This window comes from Syntrophus buswellii, assembly GCF_046097065.1.
GTDB lineage: Bacteria > Desulfobacterota > Syntrophia > Syntrophales > Syntrophaceae > Syntrophus > Syntrophus buswellii.
Genome location: NZ_CP175563.1, coordinates 1,279,889 through 1,295,637 on the forward strand (window position 1 = coordinate 1,279,889; position 15,749 = coordinate 1,295,637).

Consider the following 15,749-nt stretch of genomic DNA (forward strand, 5'->3'; position numbering starts at 1 on the left):
ATCCGGCCCCGTGCCCTTGACATGCCTGGGGTCGATAAATATATTAGCTCCGGATTTGCTGAGACAGATAACGGAAAGGATCGGGCCGTACGGGTTCCATGGAAGACCATATCATCAAAATATTTAAGGAAAGCGCTCAGCTCAAAGACATTTTTCTGAACGAAAACCTGGGCCGGCTGGTGAATGTCATCGAAGCCGTAACCGGCGCCCTGAAGTCCGGAAACAAGATCCTGATTTTCGGAAACGGCGGCAGCGCCGCCGATGCTCAGCATCTCGCGGCGGAGTTCGTCAATCGCTTTATCATCGAAAGACCCCCTCTGCCGGCCATCGCCCTGACGACAGACACGTCGGTCATAACGAGCATCGGCAACGACTATGATTTTTCGGAAATCTTCAGCAAGCAGATACGAGCGATCGGGCAGGCAGGCGATATCGCCTGGGGAATCAGTACGAGTGGAAAATCGCCCAATGTTTTGAAGGGCCTTGAAGTGGCCGGGAAGATGGGCCTGATTACCGTGGGGCTGACGGGACACGATGGCGGAGACATCGCCAGGAAGGTGGATTACTTTCTCAATGTCCCCTCAAACAGCACGCCTAGGATCCAGGAAGTGCATATTGCCATCGGTCATGTCATCTGCGAAATGATCGATTTCAAGCTTTTTCAGAGGCCTGAACTTAAATGAGGATCCGGACCGGCAGGAAACAATCCGGGAACTATTCAGAAAGGAAATACGTTGCGGCATGACAGAGAAGGAGAAAAAAGATCAGGAAGACCTCGCTCCGGAATCCATCGAGGAGGGGCTGTATGACGAGTTGACGGGCCAGGACAATGCCGGCCAGGACGCTGAATTCCTGAAGACCCAGCTGGAGTTGAAGGAAAAGGAAGTTGCGGAGCACTACAATAATTATCTCCGCGCGCTGGCCGATCTTGAGAATTATAAAAAGAGGGCGGCCAGGGAAAGGGCCGATCTCGTAAAATACGGGCATGAAAATCTGCTGCGGGATTTCCTTCCGATTCTGGACAGCCTGGACCGGGCGATGGAGGCGGCATGCGGCTCCGACAATATGGAAGCTTTTCAGGAGGGGCTGGCCCTCGTACGGAATCAGTTCCTCGGTTGTCTGGAAAAGTATGGTGTTGAACCGGTCGCGGCCTGCGGATTGGATTTCGACCCCAACGTCCATGAGGCCATGCTGGAGGTTGAAAGCGATTCGCATGAAGACAGACAAGTGGTCGATGAATACCAGAAGGGGTACCTCTATCAGGGAAGGCTGCTGAGACCGGCGAAGGTTTCCGTCTGCAGACGCAGGAAGTAGATAGACATACATGGAATCTATGACATTGGAATACAGCAACACCATCAGACATTAAGGAGGATGAAATTTCTATGGGAAGAATTATCGGAATCGATTTGGGAACGACCAACTCGTGCGTTTCCGTCATGGAAGGGGGAGACCCTGTCGTCATCGCCAACCAGGAAGGCAATCGAACGACGCCGTCCGTCGTGGCCTTTTCGGAAAGCGGCGAACGGCTGGTCGGGCAGGTTGCCAAGCGGCAGGCTGTGACCAATTCGGAAAACACCGTTTACGCGATTAAAAGGCTCATCGGCCGGAAATATAGTTCCAAGGAAGTTCAATATGACAAGAGCATCAGCCCCTTCAATATCACCGAGGCGTCCAATGGAGATGCGCAGGTTGAGGTGAGGGGAAGGGCCTACAGCCCCGCTGAGATCTCATCGATGATCCTGGTCAAAATGAAGCAGACCGCAGAGGATTATCTGGGGGAAAAGATCACGGACGCCGTCATTACCGTTCCGGCGTATTTTAATGACTCCCAGCGTCAGGCCACGAAGGACGCTGGAAAAATCGCCGGCTTGAATGTTCTCCGGATCATCAACGAGCCGACGGCGGCGGCCCTGGCATACGGACTGGACAAGAAAAAAGACGAAAAGATCGCCGTCTTCGACCTGGGTGGAGGCACCTTCGACATCTCCATTCTCGAGTTGGGCGAAGGGGTCTTCGAGGTCAAATCCACCAACGGAGACACCCATCTGGGCGGGGAGGATTTCGATCAGCGGATCATTGATTATCTGGTCAATGAATTCAAGAAAGACCAGGGAATCGACCTCCGCAGCGACAAGATGGCCCTGCAGCGCCTCAAGGAAGCGGCGGAGAAGGCGAAAATGGAACTGTCCTCGGCCATGGAAACGGACATCAATCTGCCCTTCGTCACCGCCGACGCCTCAGGGCCCAAGCATATGAACATCAAGCTGACGCGGGCCAGAATGGAGGCGCTCGTGGAAGAGCTGATCGACCGGCTTGAGGGACCCTGCCGGACGGCGCTGAAGGATGCCGGTCTGGCGGCGAAGGATATCGATGAAGTCATCCTTGTCGGAGGCATGACCCGGATGCCGAGGGTTCAGCAGAAGGTAAAGGAAATTTTCGGCAAGGAGCCCAACAGGGGGGTCAATCCCGATGAAGTCGTGGCCGTCGGTGCCGCCATTCAGGGCGGCGTTCTGGCCGGTGAAGTCAAGGATGTCCTGCTCCTCGATGTGACGCCTCTGTCTCTGGGCATTGAAACTCTCGGCGGCGTCATGACCAGGCTCATCGATAAGAACACGACCATCCCGACCCGGAAGAGCCAGATTTTTTCCACCGCGGCGGACAATCAGCCTGCTGTGAGCATTCATGTCCTTCAGGGAGAACGCTCCATGGCGTCGGATAACCGGACCCTGGGTCGGTTCGATCTCGTCGGGATCCCATCCGCGCCCCGCGGAATTCCGCAGATCGAGGTGACGTTCGACATTGACGCCAACGGAATCGTCCATGTCTCCGCGAAGGATCTGGGAACTGGGAAGGAACAGAGCATCAAGATAACGGCGTCAAGCGGCCTTTCCGAGTCCGAGATCGAGAAGCTCGTCCGGGAAGCCGAGGCCCATGGGGAAGAGGACCGCAAAAAGAAGGATCTCGTGGAAGCGAGAAACTCGGCGGATGCCATGGCCTATGGTGTCGAGAAAAACATCAAGGAGTTCGGCGACAAGGTGGATGCCGCGGAAAAGGCCCGCATTGAAGAGGCGATTGCGAAGGTCCGGAAAGCCGTGGAAGGCGATGACCTCGAGGCCATCAGGTCCGCCCAGGAAGAGTTGACGACGGCGTCCCACAAGCTGGCCGAGGCGATGTACGCAAAAACCGCCCAGCAGCCCGGTGGAGGCCCTCAGCCCGGGGCGGGTCCCGGTGCCGGAGCCCAGGAGGCGGGCAGAAAGGACGATGACGTCGTGGACGCCGATTTCGAAGAGGTAAAATAAACCGGGGTTGATAAAACCCGGCGGATGCCTGGATGTCAGGAGACCTGATGTCCGGGCATCTTTGTTTGTGCGGAAGAAGGGAGGAGAGCAATGAGGTACCTGCTGACCAATGACGACGGGATCTATGCCAGGGGGCTGAGCGCCCTGTACCGGGAACTGTCGAAGGAGGCCGACTGCCTGATCGTGGCGCCGGAAGTGGAGCAGAGCGCTGTCGGGCATGCCATCACGCTCAATCGCCCCCTCATGATAAGGCGCACGAACAAGGACGGAAGCTTTCTGGGATACGCCGTCTCCGGGACGCCGGCGGACTGCGTCAAGATCGGGATCAAGGAGCTTTCGGAAAAGCCCGTGGATCTCGTCGTTTCGGGGATCAACATCGGCTCCAACGTCGGAATCAATGTCATCTATTCCGGAACGGTTTCCGCGGCGACGGAGGGGGCGATCCTGGGGGTTCCCTCCATGGCCGTCTCGCTGGGCACGCTGCGCAATGCCGATTATACCGTTGCCGCCGACTTTGCCCGGATGATGTCCCGCTTCATGATCAAATATTTCGCCGGAAAAAGCGTCGCCCTGAACATCAATGTGCCGCCCCTGCCGAGAAGCGAGATCAAGGGGATCGCGGTAACGCGGCAGGGAAAGGCGCGCCTCATCGAATGTTTCGACAAGCGGGTCGATCCCCGTGAACGGCTTTATTACTGGCTGGCGGGTGAAACGCAGCTTTCGGAGCAGGAGGAGCCCGATTCCGACGGAAGCGCCCTGAGCCGGGGGATGATTTCCATTACCCCGATCCATAACGATATGACGCGCCATGATGCCATCGGCGGCTTGAAGGAGCTCCTGGGGCAGGAAAGCACCCTCTTTACGTCAACGAAATGTGAATGCTCTGACTAGAGGGTTCTTCAGCGGGCGGCAATGACTGGTATCGGGCTCTCCTGGAAAAGGCGGCGGCCCTGCTGATCCACTCCCGTCAGGGCCAGGACCAGCAATTCGATGGATCCTTCCCGGACAAACTGCAGAGCCGTTTCGTCCACCGGCCCCAGCAGGGCGACGGTCACCCAGTCGATGGGAGTATCCTGGTCGTTCTGTTCGAAATAATCCTCCAGCGTTCTGCTCAGGTCGGCAATCCGGCTCTGGTCTTCCGAAATGAGGAGAATCGTCAGGGGCCACACGGCGCTGCGGGAGAGGGCGACGGCCAGGTCCAGGGCGCGGTCCGATTCCCCGCTGCCGTCATAGACCAGCCCCATGCTTTCAATTTCCAGAAACTGGGGGGGGATGACCATCAGAGAGGCCGGGGTGGGGCGTGTCGCGAGTTCAGAAAAGGAAACGGCGTCATTTTGGCCGTTGTCCAGGCCCTTCCGGTGCACGAGCAGGAGGCTGCCCTCCCCGTTGCCCGTAGCCGCATAGATCGAGTCTGCGGAAAGGTCGGGAATTTTCTTCAGGCTTGGTGAAATTCCGGAAAGATTGCAGTCCTTCTGAAAGCTGCGGACGAGGATCTCCTCGGTGGGAGAATCTTCCAGGGCTTTGCCCGCGTACAATCCGACCAGGGGAACATTCAATCTTTTGGCGGCATAAACCCCGTAGGCGACAGCCCTTGAACTGAGCGTCAGCCCGCTCAGAGGAACCAGAATGGATTGGACGGCGGTACGGCTCATGACTTTCCGCTCTCCTTTTTCATCGTTTTTCGGTCTTCCTTGGTTCCATTTACCAGAAGAGGCCGGATCCTTCAACGCCTTTTCCCGCTGTTCGGGACGGCCATACGCTGAAAAAAATGTCATCCAGGATGTGGGACGAAATCTCGATGTTTGAACGCCTTGAGGAAATCAATACACCGCCGGATCCATTCCAGTTTTATACGGCCGCCGATCTGTGGACGGATGAACACACCTCTGAGCAGATGCTCAAGTTTCACCTGGACCGGGAAATGGATGTCGCATCCCGCAACCATTCCTTCATCGACCGGTCCGCAGATTGGATTGCCTCCCATTTCGACATCGGGGCCGGAAAGAAGATAGCCGACTTCGGCTGCGGGCCCGGATTGTATGCCGTGAGGCTGGCTCGAAGGCAGGCCGCCGTGACCGGCATCGACTTCTCGCAGAGATCCATTCGCTATGCCCGGGAAGCGGCCACCTGGGAAGGGCTGGCCATTCATTACGTAAACATGAACTACCTGGATTTTGAAACGGACGATCGCTTTGATCTCATCGTGATGATCATGTGCGATTTCTGTGCATTGAGCCCCGCACAGAGAAAAACGATCCTGTCCCGGTTCCATGGGCTTCTCGAACTCTCCGGTTCCGTGCTCCTCGATGTGTATTCCCCGGTGGCCTTCGACGAACGGGAAGAGAAGACGGAGTATGGACCCGGTCTCCTCAACGGCTTCTGGTCTCCCGGCAGTTATTACGGCTTTCTCAATACGTTCAAGTATGAAAAGGAAAAGGTGGTTCTCGATAAGTACACGATCATCGAGGCCGGCGGTACGCGGACGATCTACAACTGGCTGCAGTATTTCAGCCCCGAGGACCTGGAAAGGGAGCTTGCGGCGTGCGGGTTTGCCGTCGAAGGGTATTATTCCGATGTGGCGGGGACGCCTTTTTCAGCGCACAGCAGAGAATTTGCCGTCGTTGCAGGAAAGCGGCCGTGATCACGGAACAGGAGTCCGTCTAGATGGGCCGGATTTATCGTTGACAAAAAAATCCAGGCCTCCTACATTCATATCATTTAAGAATCAGAATGTTCAGAACGTCTTGTACCGTGTTTTTTCCCGTCCTCACGGAAGGAAGACGGGCCTGCGGCAGGGAAAGGCGACGTTTCGAGTCGGTGATCTCTGATCCATCTTGAAAACGGTTGTGACTGGAACCAAAGGAGGGGAGACGATGAAAAACCGGATCAATTTCGAGGAAGATACGGCGCGCTCCAGGCGCCTGGCAGATGTGGCCCGGCAGAAGGAGCCGGCGGAAACCCTTATTCAGAATGGAACGCTTTTCAATGCCTTTACCGGCGAGTTCCTTCCGGGGCAGTCCCTGTGGATTGCCGGGGGAAGAATCGCCTACGCGGGGCCTGATTCGGACTGTGTCCGGGATGACCGGACCGAGGTGATCGATGCCGAAGGAATGACCCTCCTTCCCGGACTGATTGACGGCCACACCCACATCCTGATGCGTTCCGGCCTCGAGGAATTCATCCGCCATGTACTTCCCGGCGGAACGACGACGATCATTACGGAGCTGATCGAATTTGCATCCTTCTTCGGCATTCTGGGGATCGAGCCCCTCGTCCGGGCGCTGAAGGACCAGCCGATCCGCTTTTATTACACCCTCCCGCCACTGTGCACCCTGACGCCCGCCCTGGAACGTACCGCACCGGATAACGCAGCGTATCTCCCCTACCTGGAGGATCCGGAATGCATGGGGGTCGGGGAAATCTACTGGAGCAACCTGTTTCTTGAAGGAACGCAGGGAAGCCGGGTGCAGGAACTGGCCCGGATGGCGATCCTCCTGGGAAAGCGTGCGGAAGGCCATACGGCCGGGGCGCCTGCCAAGAGCCTCCAGGCCTATACCGGATTCGGCTTCTCCTCCGATCACGAACCCATCACGGCCGCAGAAGCCATGGACCGGCTGAGGCTGGGGTGCTGGGTCATGGTCCGCCAGGGCTCCATCCGGAAGGAGCTGCCGGAAATAGCCCCTCTCTTCCGGGAAAACCTGGATTTCCGGCGGATGGCCCTCTGCACGGATTCCGTCGATCCCCAGGAACTCCTGGAGCAGGGCTACCTGGAGGGCTCCCTGCGCTCGGCTCTGAAGCTGGGCATCCCGCCCGCTCAGGCCTACCAGATGGTGACGATCAACGTGGCGGAGCATTTCCGCCTGGACCATCAGCTCGGTTCCCTGTCTCCGGGAAAGGCGGCGGATGTCGTCGTGATCCCCTCTCCGGCGGAGTATGAACCCCGAAGGATTCTGATCGCGGGAAAGACGGTTTTTTCGGAAGGGAAGACCCTCGTCGAGCCGAGGCATGTCGAATTTCCTGAAGCCCTCTTCTCCTCCGTCAGAATAGCAGGCTATCAGCTGGAGGAACCGCGGAAAGCAGGCCGATGCCGAGCCATGGAGCTGGTGAACCGCCTGGTCACCCGAGAAAAGATCATCGATTTTGACAATCCGGAAGATGCGGCCGATGTTCTCTATGCCGCGGCCCTGAACCGGACGGGTGGCGGAAAATCCTTTACGGGATTTCTTAAAGGGTTCGGATTGAAGATGGGGGCCTGCGGCACCACGACATCCTGGGATACGGTGGACATGCTCTGCGCCGGCGCCGATATGGCCTCGATCCGGACCGTCATCGAACGGCTGAGGGAAATCGGCGGAGGGGCCGTGTTCGCCATCGGCGAAACAGTGGTGGCCGAATGTCCCCTTCCCCTGTGCGGGGTCGTTTCCCTTGCGCCCCTGAAAACCCTGGCCGCGCAGATGAGAAATCTGGATGAAGCCCTGCAGAATGCGGGTGCGAGGTGGGAAAAACCCGTCTTGACGCTCGATACCCTGACAACGGCCTCCATCCCCCATCTGCGGATTACCCATGAGGGATATGTCCGCATGCGGGATCGAAAAATCCTGCCGCTCAGCGAGTGATCCCCGTTTTCGCCTTCCGGCGGGCCGACTCCGCCGGAAGGCCCGGTCGTTCCATCTGGTACGATACCGTTGTTTCTCCGCCGCGGGGGTTCCCCATGAATGCGGCCCGCTACCGGAGAAGCGATGCTTCCCCGTTCCGCCGTTCTTTCCCGGCAGGGTTCACATCCCTGTTGCAATAAGGCGGAAATTTACGTATAGGAAACCCCGGAATCGAGGCGGGAATGTTGAACCCTGGAGAGGAATCCGCCGGGAAGGCTGCAGGCGGGTGCAGGCACTCCGGAGTTCCGCCGGAAGGAATGCGCTGTGAGATGACGATGAAACAGGCGGAGCCGGCAACAGGTGGGAAAACAACGTCATGCTGAATTTTAATCTGGATGCAAGTCGGATTGCCATTATCGGACCCGGGCGTCTGGGGACATCCTTCGCATACAAGTTCGGCCGGGACAACAAAAAGGTTGACATCTATTATCACGACGCGGACGTTTGCCGGGCCATCAATCGAGACCATCTCAACCCCAAGCATCTGACCGAGGATCTTGCCCGGCTGGTGGGAGGCATGGAGAAGGTGCCGAGGCTGTCACCCCATGTCGTTGCCACCAACGATCTGGAAAGGATCGTGGAGGATCACGATGTCATCATGCTGTCGGTCACCACGAACCGTCTTCCCGAACTGCTGAGCTACCTGGAGCCCCTGCTGGAAAAGAAAGCGGGGGATACCTGCCTCATTTCGCCGATCAAGGGGCTGACATCCGATGAGTTGACCAAGGAACTCATTACGCCTTCCCAGCTGATCAACAACCATCTTCACCGATTGAAGCACAAATATCAGGTGGTCTGTATCGGGGGGCCTTTCTTCGACGTGGACATCGCCCTGGGGCGTCCCGTATGCGTGACGATTGCCGGAAAGGGCCGGATATGCCGCTTTGTCCGGGAGGAGCTGTTCCAGTTCAATCGCCGGGAGCTGAATTCCTACTACAATTTCGACATCGTGGGTGTGGAGGCCTGCGGATCCCTGAAGAACATTGTGGCCAATATCAAAGGGGTTGCCGATTCCCTGAATCTGGGCGATTCGTTCCCCGGCACCATTTTCGCCCGCTCCGGAGTCGAAATCCGGTCCCTGTCGAAGCTTCTTGGAGGCGACTTTCAGGCCTTCTACAGCCAGGCCGGGGTGGGGGACATGTATGTGACCCTTTCCTCCTACGCCAGCAAGAACTATCGCTACGGCAAATATTTCTATGAACTCTACAACGGCAACCCCATCGAGACCAATCTGAAGGTTCTGGCGCGCATCGACGGGACGCCGGAAGGCCCCAACACCATCAAGAATGTTCACCGCTTCCTGGAAAAGAAGAATATGTACAGCCCGCTCTTTCAATGCGCTTACCAGATTTTCAATGAAGGGGGGAACAAAGCGAAGATGAAGGAGCTGCTCATCCAGTCCTGCCAGCTCGACCGGCGGGTCAAGGAATACATCGGGCCGGTTTCCCGGTTCCTGTACCACATCATGCCGAATCTGTGGTACCGCCGGGACAAGGGGATCCTGGCCAACCTGGACAGGTAGGGGCGATGGGCGAGTCTGGTTTCAAATAAGGGCTTGACTTTATCCGGCCGCCTATGGTAGCGGGATTGGAAAATTTCAGCTAAAGTCGGATGGTGACAGGTTATCGTAATGATGACATCTCCTGCGAATCAGCCGGTGGGCTGGTGGTGGCCTTTGAATAGTCCCCGCCCACAATGATCAGATAACATTCCTTTCAGGTGTGGGTGGAAAAATCCTTCCCATGCCTTTGACGCAAACCGGAAAGCCATGGGAAACCCCATGGCTTTTTTAATCATTTCCGCCACTGGAGAAAGAGGCGCCGGAAATACGATCAATCAGTTAAAAAAGGAGAAAAAGATATGGAACCACGTAAGATTGTCTTGGAAGACAGCGAGATCCCCAGGCAATGGTATAACATCCAGGCGGACCTCCCGAAACCCCTCAGCCCACCACTTCACCCGGCGACGCAGCAGCCTGTCGGTCCCGATGATCTGGCCCCGATTTTCCCCATGAACATCATCGAACAGGAAGTCAGTACGCAGCGATGGATTGACATCCCTGAAGAAGTTTTGGAGAAGTACCTGATCTGGCGGCCTTCGCCCCTGTACCGGGCCAGGAGTTTTGAGAAACTCCTCGATGCGCCGGTGAAGATCTATTACAAAAACGAAGGGGTCAGCCCTGCCGGATCCCACAAGCCCAATGCCGCCGTTCCCATGGCTTACTACAACAGGCAGTTCGGCATCAAGAGACTGACAACGGAGACGGGGGCCGGACAATGGGGCAGCGCCCTGAGCATGGCGGCCGCCATGTTCGATCTGGAATGCCGTGTATACATGGTCCGGGTCAGCTTTGAGCAGAAGCCCTACCGGCGGATGCTCATGAATACCTGGGGGGCGGAATGCCTGTCCAGCCCCAGTGAGGTGACTCAGATCGGGAGGAAGATCCGGGCCGAATATCCCGATACCCCGGGCAGCCTGGGGATTGCCATCAGCGAAGCGATCGAAGACGCCGTAACCTCGAAGAACACCCGTTATGCCCTGGGGAGCGTCCTGAATCACGTCCTCCTCTATCAGACCATCATCGGCCTGGAGGCTCACAAGCAGATGGAGAAAATCGGGATTTATCCCGACGTGGTCATGGGCTGCTGCGGCGGCGGAAGCAACTTCGCGGGCCTGTCGCTGCCCTTCGTCAAGGATAAGATCGAGGGAAAGCAGGTGGAGATCATCGGGGCGGAGCCCTCCTCCTGCCCGACCCTGACCCGGGGCCCCTTTGCCTATGATTTCGGAGATCTGGCAAAAATGACGCCCCTGCTGCCGATGCACACCCTGGGGCATGATTACGTCCCGGCGCCGATCCATGCCGGGGGGCTGCGCTATCATGGGATGGCGCCCATTGTAAGCCACCTGCTCAATCTGGGGCTCATCGGGGCCCGGTCCTTCCACCAGCTCGACACCTTTGATGCCGGAATCAAGTGGGCGCGTTCGGAAGGGTTCGTCCCCGCGCCGGAAACCTGCCATGTCCTTGCCGCCGTCGTGGAAGAAGCCCGGAGGGCGAAGGAGGAGGGCAGGGAAAAGGTCATTCTCTTCAATTGGAGCGGACACGGCTTGATCGATCTCACCGCGTACGACGCCTATCTGTCAGGCAACCTGGTGCCCTATGAACTGCCGGATGAAGAAATCCAGCGCGTCCTGCAGGCGGTGGAGAACATGCCCAAACCCCGGAGCTTCTGATTTTGGCGGATCCTGCGGCGGGAAACGGGGAGGGGTTCAGCCCCTTTCCCCGCCGTATCCCCCTCATTCCTCTCCGGATCGAAAGGCCCTGTGACTCCCCTGTCATCAGCGGGGGGTGCGGCAGGAACGGGGTTTCCCTCCGGAGATCCTTCTCGGTGCTCTCATGGAATCTTTTGACGACCTGACCATACGATGTCCCCGTCTGGGTCATGAAGTCCCTTTTTCCTATTGCCGTCGCGAGTCCGGAGATCTTCCCTGCATCCGCGTCCTTTCGTGCTGGGAATCCCGCATCCCGGCGGAGGCGTGCCTGCGGAAACAGATGACCGCGGAAACCTGGGAACGGTTCTGCCGTCAGGAACCGAAAAACAAGGTGTCTTCTCTCATCGAACTGATCGAGGCGGCCAAAAAACGCGGCAAAATGAAGGATTAGGGGACTGTCGGGACCAAAGGCGCATCAGCGCCGCAGAGGTCTTGCAGAACGTGGAACGGCCATGGATCACTTGAAATCAAACGAACAGGCGGCGGACCGGGATCGCCGGCCTCTCGCGGATCGGATGAGGCCGCAGACTCTGGAGGAGTTTTCCGGGCAGGGCCATCTCCTGAAGGAGGGGAGTCTGCTGCGTCGGGCGATCGAGGAAGACCGGCTCTTTTCCGTCATCTTCTGGGGGCCTCCGGGTTCCGGGAAGACCACCCTGGCGCGGATACTGGCCGGGGAAACCAGGGCCTGGTTCACTTCCTTTTCCGCCGTGCTTTCCGGGGTCAAGGAACTTCGGAAGGTTGTGGAGGAAGCGGAAGCCCTGTGGCGGGATTCCAGGCAGAAAACGATCCTTTTTGTCGACGAGATCCACCGGTTCAACAAGGCCCAGCAGGATGCCTTCCTTCCCCATGTGGAGAGCGGCCTGATCACGCTTATCGGGGCAACGACGGAAAACCCCTCCTTCGAGGTCATTGCCCCCCTTTTGTCCCGCTGCCGGGTTCTGGTGCTCAAGGCCTATTCCGAGGAGGACCTGGCCCGGATCATTTCCCGCGCATTGAACGACCGCCAACGGGGGCTGGGAGCCCTCGAACTGACCCTAGATCCGGATGCCCTGGAGCACCTTGTCCGCACCGCCGACGGGGATGCCCGGACCGCCCTCAACAGCCTGGAGGCCGTCGCTTCCCTTCTGGCTGTGGGGGAGGGGAAACCGGGGCGGATTTCCCGCCTTCAGGTGGAGGATGCCCTGCAGCGAAAATCCCTTCAGTACGACAAGTCGGGGGAGGAACATTACAATCTGATCTCCGCCTTCCACAAGAGCCTCCGGGGTAGTGATCCCGATGCCGCCCTCTACTGGATGGGACGGATGCTTTCCGCCGGAGAGGACCCTCGCTATCTCGCCCGGCGGATGGTGCGGTTTGCGTCGGAGGATGTGGGCAATGCCGATCCCATGGCGTTAAACATTGCCGTCGCCGCCATGCAGGCCTTTTCGTTCATCGGCTTGCCCGAAGGCGAGCTGGCCCTGGCTCAGGCCGCCGTCTACCTGGCGACGGCGCCCAAGAGCAATGCCCTGTATGCCGGATACAGACGGGTGAAGGAGACGATCGCTTCCACCGGAACGCTTCCCGTTCCTCTCCACATCCGCAATGCCCCGACGCGACTCATGAAGGATCTCGGGTACGGACGGGATTACCGCTATGCCCATGACTATGAAGACGCTTTCGTTCCCCAGGATTATCTGCCGGAAGCCCTTTCCGGAAAAACGCCGCCGTTCTACCGCCCCACAGACCGCGGTTATGAGCGGACGATTCGGGACCGCCTGGAAAAATGGAGAAAGCTCCTGGAGAAGGCCCGGAAAAACGGGCCGGGTTCCCCCGAAACATAAGAAAAACCCCTCTGCCTGCTATTTTTTCTCCAGGACCCCCCGTAATGTGACGGCCAGGGAACGCAGCGAAAAGGGTTTCTGAATGAAATTCAGGGATTTGTCCAACACGCCGTGCTGGGCAATCACATCGGCCGGATAGCCTGACATGAACAGGCATTTTACCTTCGGGTGCAGGGAAAGAAGGCTCCTGGAAAGCTCCAGTCCGTTCATCCTGGGCATGACCACGTCGGTCAGGAGCAGGTGGATCTCGCCGGGATGCTCACCGGCGATACGGAGGGCATCATCCGGACAGGAGGAAGCCAGCGCGGTATAACCCAGTTCCTGGAGCATCATGATGTTCATCTTCAGGATCGCCTCCTCGTCCTCAACCACCAGAATGGTCTCATGACCCCGGGGCGGCGCCTCGGGACCCTCTTCCTGTAACCCTTCGAGCCTGCCTTTGTACCGGGGCAGGTAGATCTTGAAGTTGGAGCCATTACCCTCCTGGCTGTCTACATCGATAAACCCATTGTTCTGTTTCACGATGCCGTAGACTGTGGCAAGCCCCAGGCCCGTGCCCTTTCCCGACTCCTTGGTGGTGAAGAACGGTTCGAAGAGGTTCTCCAGGATCTCCCCGCTCATGCCGAAACCGTCGTCACTCACGGCCAGCAGCACATAGTCGCCGGGGACGCAATCCGGATGGCGGGCTCGACAGGATTCGCCGAGGGTGACGTTTTCCGTTTCAATGGTGATGTTGCCGATGCCGGCAATGGCATCCCGGGCGTTGACGCACAGATTGGCCAATATCTGGTCGATCTGGGAGGGATCCATATTAACCGGCCACAGGCCATTGCCCGGCTGCCAGATGAGATCGATGTCTTCGCCGATGAGGCGCCGCAGAAATTTCAGCATGCTTTCAAGGGTTTCGTTCAAATCCAGCACCTTCGGGACGATCGTCTGCTTGCGCGCAAAGGCCAGAAGCTGCCGGGTCAGGTTGGCGGAGCGTTCGGCAGCCTTTCGGATCTGCTGCAGGCCGGCAGCGACAGGGTGAGCCGGATCCACCCTGCTGAAGGCCAGATCCGTGTACCCGATGATGACCCCCAACATGTTGTTGAAGTCGTGGGCGACGCCACCGGCCAGCCTGCCGATGGATTCCATCTTCTGGGCCTGGGCGAACTGTGCCCGTAGCTTATCCTGCTCTTCTTCCGCCCGTTTGCGTTCGGTGATGTCTTCCGATATGCCGAGGAGGTAGGCGGGTTTCCCATTTCTGTCGGGGATAGGAATCTTTTTGGTGTGCAGGATTCGTGTCCCCGACTTCGATTCAACGAGCTCCTCGGGGATGTCGTACAGCTGCCCGCTCTCCAGCACCTCCCGGTCCTTTTTAAGAAAAAAGTCCGCCTGCTCCCTTGGGAAGAAGTCGTAATCGCTCTTGCCGATCAGTTCCTCCCTCCTGTATCCAAGAAGATGTTCGCCGGCCCTGTTAAACCGGATGAATTTCAATTCACGGGAATCCTTGATAAAAATCATGTTGGGAATGTTCTCGATGATCGATGACAGGAACTCTTCCCTTTCCTTGAGCATCTCCTCGGCCCGCTTGTGTTCCGTGACGTCCTCCAGGGTCTCCACGGCGCCGAGAATGCTTCCCTTGGAATCCTTTATGGTTGACGCCGTAAAATAGAGCCACTTCCCTCCATCCCCGATCTCGGGGAAAAAGTCCGTCCCCTCGTAAGCGCCATCCACGAGCACCGATTTCGCGTACTTCCCTTCATAGAGCAGCGGGATTTTCTCCACAGCCCCGTCTATGAGCAGATCGGCCATCGTGGGTCGTTTCTTTCCGTAGAAGGGGACGGACTGGCCATCCGTGCCCACCATCTCCTCGGCCCTGACCCCGCTGTATTTCTCAAGGGCCTTATTCCACATCACGACCCTGTGATCCCTTCCGATTACAAATTGAGGGATCGGTGAGCCGTCAAGAATGTTCCGCAGAAGGTTCTCGCTGTTACGAAGAGCTTCTTCCGTGCGCTTGCGTTCGGTAATGTCGCGAAGGGATTCGATGGCGCCGATGATCTTTCCGGAAGAGTCGCGTAATTTTGATGCGGTTCCCGAAAGATAGGCACCCTTTCCGCCATAGGCGCTTGGCACGTAGGCCTCGGCGTACAGGATGGCACCGCCCTTCCTGAAGACATAGTTATAGTGATCTTTCTCATAATCATCATCCGGCAGGAGGGCGAGATCGATCAGAAGCGGTCTGGCCCTGCCGTAAAAGGGAATGGCGTATTCATACCTTTCCCTGCCGATCATCTCCCCTTTGGAAACCTGGGTCAACTGCTCCATGGACCTGTTCCACGCGATGACCTTCCCGCTGCGATCAATCGCAAAGATGGCGTCTGGAAGGGCGTCAATGATTTCGTCAAGCGTCTTGTAGGAATCCCAGAGTGGTTCATCGGCCTTCCTGAGCTTTACACGCTCGATCAGCTGATGAATCGAAACGGCGAGACTATCGATTTCATCCTCTCCTTTGGTTGAAAACAGGGGAGAGGAACCCTCATCCTCCAGGGCTTCCCGGACCATGTCCCTTATTCTGTCAATGCGACTCCGTTTTTGCGTTTCAGTCATCTCTGCCTCTCTCGTGGTTGCGATAGGGACGATTGAATCTGGATTTCCGGGGAAATCCGCACTCAACGAAGGATCTTCGCTCAATGCGGATCGTTAAAGGTGAAATC

At 57.6% G+C, this 15,749-nt stretch carries 12 protein-coding genes; 10 read left to right on the forward strand and 2 right to left on the reverse strand.

The genetic code is table 11. From position 1 onward, the window contains the following. Positions 1–98 precede the first annotated feature (98 nt). From ACJ77P_RS05760 to surE, 4 genes are all read left to right on the forward strand, one after another. Positions 99–683: an SIS domain-containing protein gene (locus tag ACJ77P_RS05760; RefSeq protein WP_367360852.1), complete on the forward strand. Its 585-nt coding sequence runs from the start codon at positions 99–101 to the stop codon at positions 681–683. Between the two features lie 58 nt (positions 684–741). Continuing rightward, positions 742–1,314 carry a nucleotide exchange factor GrpE gene (gene grpE / locus ACJ77P_RS05765; RefSeq protein WP_367360853.1) on the forward strand — a complete coding sequence of 191 codons (573 nt, stop codon included), beginning with the start codon at positions 742–744 and terminating at the stop codon, positions 1,312–1,314. A 71-nt stretch (positions 1,315–1,385) separates the two neighbouring features. Then, a complete protein-coding gene (gene dnaK, locus ACJ77P_RS05770; protein ID WP_367360854.1) occupies positions 1,386–3,302 on the forward strand; it encodes a molecular chaperone DnaK in 1,917 nt (638 codons plus the stop codon). A 90-nt stretch (positions 3,303–3,392) separates the two neighbouring features. Further along, entirely contained in the window at positions 3,393–4,193 is an 801-nt protein-coding gene (surE, locus tag ACJ77P_RS05775) for a 5'/3'-nucleotidase SurE (RefSeq protein ID WP_367360855.1), read from the forward strand. A gap of 8 nt (positions 4,194–4,201) precedes the next feature. On the opposite strand, the gene ACJ77P_RS05780 is transcribed toward surE, so the two are convergent. Next, the gene (locus ACJ77P_RS05780; RefSeq protein ID WP_408999255.1) at positions 4,202–4,954 is read right to left on the reverse strand and encodes a universal stress protein; all 753 of its coding nucleotides are present in this window, start codon (positions 4,952–4,954) and stop codon (positions 4,202–4,204) included. A gap of 146 nt (positions 4,955–5,100) precedes the next feature. Between ACJ77P_RS05780 and ACJ77P_RS05785 the strand changes: the two genes are divergently transcribed. The 6 genes from ACJ77P_RS05785 (at position 5,101) to ACJ77P_RS05810 (ending at position 13,047) form a co-directional block, all read left to right on the forward strand. Further along, complete coding sequence (locus ACJ77P_RS05785; RefSeq protein WP_408999256.1) at positions 5,101–5,943, forward strand: SAM-dependent methyltransferase; 843 nt, start codon at positions 5,101–5,103, stop codon at positions 5,941–5,943. 232 nt (positions 5,944–6,175) lie between these two features. Then, positions 6,176–7,918 carry an adenine deaminase C-terminal domain-containing protein gene (locus ACJ77P_RS05790; protein ID WP_408999257.1) on the forward strand — a complete coding sequence of 581 codons (1,743 nt, stop codon included), beginning with the start codon at positions 6,176–6,178 and terminating at the stop codon, positions 7,916–7,918. A 355-nt stretch (positions 7,919–8,273) separates the two neighbouring features. Continuing rightward, a complete protein-coding gene (locus tag ACJ77P_RS05795; protein ID WP_367360859.1) occupies positions 8,274–9,479 on the forward strand; it encodes a hypothetical protein in 1,206 nt (401 codons plus the stop codon). 338 nt (positions 9,480–9,817) lie between these two features. After that, complete coding sequence (locus tag ACJ77P_RS05800; protein WP_367360860.1) at positions 9,818–11,188, forward strand: TrpB-like pyridoxal phosphate-dependent enzyme; 1,371 nt, start codon at positions 9,818–9,820, stop codon at positions 11,186–11,188. Between the two features lie 163 nt (positions 11,189–11,351). Continuing rightward, positions 11,352–11,618, forward strand: coding sequence for a hypothetical protein (locus ACJ77P_RS05805; protein ID WP_408999258.1), 267 nt, complete (start codon positions 11,352–11,354; stop codon positions 11,616–11,618). Positions 11,619–11,679: 61 nt separating this feature from the next. Beyond that, positions 11,680–13,047 (forward strand): replication-associated recombination protein A, encoded by a 1,368-nt coding sequence (locus ACJ77P_RS05810; RefSeq protein ID WP_408999259.1) that lies wholly within the window; start codon positions 11,680–11,682, stop codon positions 13,045–13,047. An 18-nt stretch (positions 13,048–13,065) separates the two neighbouring features. Here the strand turns inward: ACJ77P_RS05810 and ACJ77P_RS05815 are convergent, their stop codons facing one another. Further along, complete coding sequence (locus ACJ77P_RS05815; RefSeq protein WP_408999260.1) at positions 13,066–15,642, reverse strand: PAS domain S-box protein; 2,577 nt, start codon at positions 15,640–15,642, stop codon at positions 13,066–13,068. Positions 15,643–15,749: the final 107 nt, after the last annotated feature.